Origin of the sequence: Pseudonocardia lacus (assembly GCF_018531445.1) — a bacterium.
GTDB classification, from domain to species: domain Bacteria; phylum Actinomycetota; class Actinomycetes; order Mycobacteriales; family Pseudonocardiaceae; genus Pseudonocardia; species Pseudonocardia lacus.
The window spans coordinates 1-3,999 of sequence record NZ_JAHDTH010000362.1; the positions used below are offsets into that span (position 1 = coordinate 1).

Sequence of the window (3,999 nt, forward strand, 5' to 3'; positions counted from 1 at the left end):
GCCCGGCGGGCGGGCGCCGACGCCGTCGTCGCGCTGGACACCGACGACGTCACCGAGCTCGCCGCCCGGTTCATCGCGGCCGCCGACGGGCCGGTCGACCTGGTGCTCGACCCGCTGTTCGGGGCGCCGGCCGCCGCCGCGGCCCGCTGCCTCGGCGCCGGCGGGCGGCTGGTGCACCTGGGCGGCTCGGCCGGCGAGACCAGCCCGCTCGACTCGTCGACCCTGCGCGGCAAGTCGCTGTCCCTGCTCGGCTACACCAACAACGCACTCACCCGCGAGCAGCGCGCCGGCGCGATCGCCACCGTCGCCGCGCACGTCGCCCGCGGGTCCCTGTCCGTCGCGCACGAAGTCGTGCCGCTCGACGACGCCGCCGACGCCTGGCGGCGCCAGGCCGCGGGCCGGGCGTCGGGCCGCATCGTGCTCACCCCCTGAGGAGTCCCGATGACCGCGCTCCCCGTCCTGCCGACGTCGCTGGTCGGCAGCTACGCCCAGCCCGAGTGGCTGATCGACCGCGCCAAGCTCGCCGGCCGCTTCCCTCCGCGAGTGCGGGCCAAGGAGCTGTGGCGGATCGAGCCGGAGCTGCTCGCCGAGGCCCAGGACGACGCCACCGCGCTGGCAATCCGGGCCCAGGAGGAGGCCGGGCTGGACATCCTCACCGACGGCGAGATCCGCCGGGAGAGCTACTCCAACCACTTCGCCACCGCACTCGACGGCGTCGACATCGACAACCCCGGCACCGCGCTCGACCGCAGCGGCCACCCCAACCCGGTGCCCCGCATCGTCTGCGACATCTCCCGCCCGGCCCCGGTGCAGGTGCGCGACCTGGAGTTCCTGCGCGCCCGCACCGACCGCCCCATCAAGATCACCGTGCCGGGCCCGTTCACGATGTCCCAGCAGGCCCAGAACGACCACTACCCCGACGCCGAGGCGGCCGCCCACGGCTACGCGGCCGCGGTGAACGCCGAGATCCGCGACCTGTTCGCCGCCGGCGCCGACATCGTCCAGATCGACGAGCCCTACCTGCAGGCCCGCCCCGACGCCGCCCGCGCCTACGGCCTCAGCGCCCTCAACGCCGCCCTCGACGGCGTCACCGGCCGCACCGCCGTGCACCTGTGCTTCGGCTACGCCGCGATCATCCACGAGCGCCCCGAGGGCTACTCGTTCCTGCCCGAGCTGGCCGGCTGCCCGGTCGAGCAGATCTCCATCGAGACCGCCCAGTCCGGCCTCGACCTCGGCGTCCTCTCCGACCTCAGCGACAAGACGATCATCCTCGGCGTGATCGACCTGTCCGACCCGGCCGTGGAGACCCCCGAGGTGGTGGCGGCGCGGGTGCGACGGGCGTTCGACCGCCTGCCGCCGGAGCAGATCGTGATCGCGCCGGACTGCGGGATGAAGTACCTGCCGCGGGAGTCGGCGTTCGGGAAGATGCGGGCGATGGCTCAGGCGGCTGGGATCCTGCGCAAGGAGCTCTGAGCTCGACCTTCGAGGGATTCGAGGCGCCTTCGGCGCCTTTTGAGGGCCTCCGGCGGCTCCTACGCGGAGGGCGACCTCTGATCGAGCAGGGGCTTCCCGGGGGTGGACTGGCCGCCCCGCGGCCGAGCCGGGCCGGCGGGGCGACCTCGCAGCACAAGGTGGGTGTCGCAGCGCCAGGTGGGCGTCCTCGCAGCGCCAGGTGGGCCGTCCTCGCAGCCTCGGATGGGTGCCGCAGCGCTGCGTAGGTGCCCGCAGCCCGCCGGCGGGCTGCGACGACCCACCCAGCGCTGCGAGACACCCAAACACATGACCGACACGGCCGAAAGGGGACCTCACAGGCCCCGACCACCCCCAGGCCCCGGCCCACCAGTGATCCACAACCACGTCGCAGACTTTGCCCACCCGGCGCAGACCCCCCGGACCCTGCGCCGAGTACACAAACCCTGCGACGTGAGCCAGACCCCGCGCAGGCGGTAACACGGACCCTCACCCAGATCGAGCTTGGCCCCCAGCGCCGGGCGATAATGATCGTCCGACGCGACGACGGTGGGGCCTGCTGTGACGGTGCGGATCGACGTGCTCGGGCCCTTGCGCGCCCGGGTGTCCGACGCTCCGGCCGATCTCGGCGGGCGGCGGCGTCGGGCGCTGCTGGCGCGGCTCGCGGTCGCGGGTGGGCGGGTTGTATCGACGGACGCGCTGGTCGAGGACCTGTGGGCGGGGGAGTCGCCGCCGCGGGCGCTGGCGGCGTTGCAGGTGCACGTGTCGCACCTGCGTCGGGTGCTGGAGCCGGACCGGCCGCCGCGGGGGGCGGCGACGGTCGTGGTGAGCTCCCCGCCGGGCTACGCGCTGCACCTCGACCCGGACGCGTTGGACGCCCGGCTGTTCGAGCGGCTGGTGGGCGAGGCGGCGGTGGCGGCGCCGGGTGAGGCCGAGCGGTTGCTGGGCGAGGCGCTCGGTCTGTGGGCGGGGGCGGCGTTCGCGGAGTTCGCCGGGGAGGCGTGGGCGGCGCCGGAGGCGGCGCGGCTGGAGGAGCTGCGCCTGGTCGCGGCGGAGCGGCTGGCGCAGGCGCGGTTGGCGACCGGGCGGCCGGCGGCGGCCGTGCCCGACCTGGAGCGCCACGTGCACGACCACCCGCTGCGCGAGGGGGCGGTCCGGCTGTTGGCCAGCGCCCTCTACCAGGACGGGCGGCAGGCCGACGCGCTCGCCGTACTGGCCCGCACCCGGCGGCTGCTCGCCGAGGAGCTCGGTGTCGACCCGGGGCCGGAGCTGCGCGACCTGGAGCGCGACGTGCTCGCCCAGACCGCGCCCGGACGTGCGGCCCGACCGGCGCCGGAGCCGCCCCGCCCGAGGCCGACCGCGGAGGCGACCGCAACGACGACCGCGGGCGCGGCCGCCCCACCCACCCTGCTGGGGCGGGCCGCCGACCTGGCCCGACTGCGCGCGGCCGGCGACCAGCCCGGCGGGTGCCGTCTCGTGCTGGTCTCCGGCGACGCGGGCGCGGGCAAGTCCGCGCTGGTCGAGGCGTTCCGCGCGGAGCGGGCGGCCGCCGGGTGGACGACGGCGGTCGGGCGCTGCCCGGAGGTCGACGGCGCACCGGCCGGGTGGGCGTGGCGGGAGCTGGTCGACCAACTGCTCGCCGGGCACCGCGCCGACGCGGAGCTGGTCGAGCGGCTGGGGCCGCTGCGCACCACCGGACCCACCTCCGCCGACCGGACGTTCTGGCTCGCGCAGGCGGTCACCGAGCTGCTGGCCGGGGTCGCCGCCGGCGGGCCCGTGCTGGTCGTGCTGGACGACCTGCACCGGGCCGAGGACGAGACGCTTCAGCTGCTGCGCTCGGTCGTCGCCGGGCTGGCGGCGGCGCCGGTGCTGGTCGTGGCCAGCCTGCGCCCGGCGGAGGTCGGCGCCGACCTGGAGTCCGCGCTGGCCGCGCTGGCCGGGCCGATCGCCGACCGGATCGCGCTGGCCGGGCTGGCCGAGCCCGCGGTGCGCGAGCTGCTGCGCCGGCAGGGCGCGGCGGACGTGGACGCCGCGGTGGTGGCGCTGGTGACCGAGCGGACCGGGGGCAACCCGCTGTTCGTCCGCGAGCTGGCCCGGCTGATCGTCGCCGAGGGTGCGTCGGCGGCCGCCGACGAGGTGCCCTCTGGCGTGCGCGACGTGCTGCGCAGGCGGGTGGAGCGGCTGCCCGGCCCGGCCCGCACGGTGCTGCGGCAGGCCGCGGTGCTGGGCCGCGACGTGGAGATCGACGTGCTGGTCCGGCTGGTCGGCGGCGACGACGAGGACGCCGTGCTGGACGCGCTGGAGATGGGGGTGCTGTCCGGGCTGCTCACCGAGCCCCGGGCCGGGTGGGTGCGGTTCGCGCACGCGCTCGTCCGCGACACCCTCTACGGCGACGTGCCGAGGCTGCGCCGGACGCGGTTGCACGCCGCCGCGCTCGGCGCGCTGCTGGCCACCGGCCCCGACGACCACGCCGCGCTCGCCCACCACGCGCTGGCCGCCGGTCCGGCCGTGCCGCCCGCCGCGGCGCTC

The 3,999-nt window shown here is 76.9% G+C and carries 3 protein-coding genes; all 3 read left to right on the forward strand.

What is annotated here, in order from left to right:
- Positions 1–432 (forward strand): zinc-binding dehydrogenase (locus tag KIK08_RS37735; RefSeq protein ID WP_214408106.1); only part of this gene is annotated, 432 nt, incomplete at its 5' end.
- 9 nt (positions 433–441) lie between these two features.
- Positions 442–1,473: a uroporphyrinogen decarboxylase family protein gene (locus tag KIK08_RS37740; protein ID WP_214408107.1), complete on the forward strand. Its 1,032-nt coding sequence runs from the start codon at positions 442–444 to the stop codon at positions 1,471–1,473.
- Positions 1,474–2,031: 558 nt separating this feature from the next.
- On the forward strand, positions 2,032–3,999 hold a 1,968-nt coding region (locus KIK08_RS37745), incomplete at its 3' end, for an ATP-binding protein (RefSeq protein WP_214408108.1).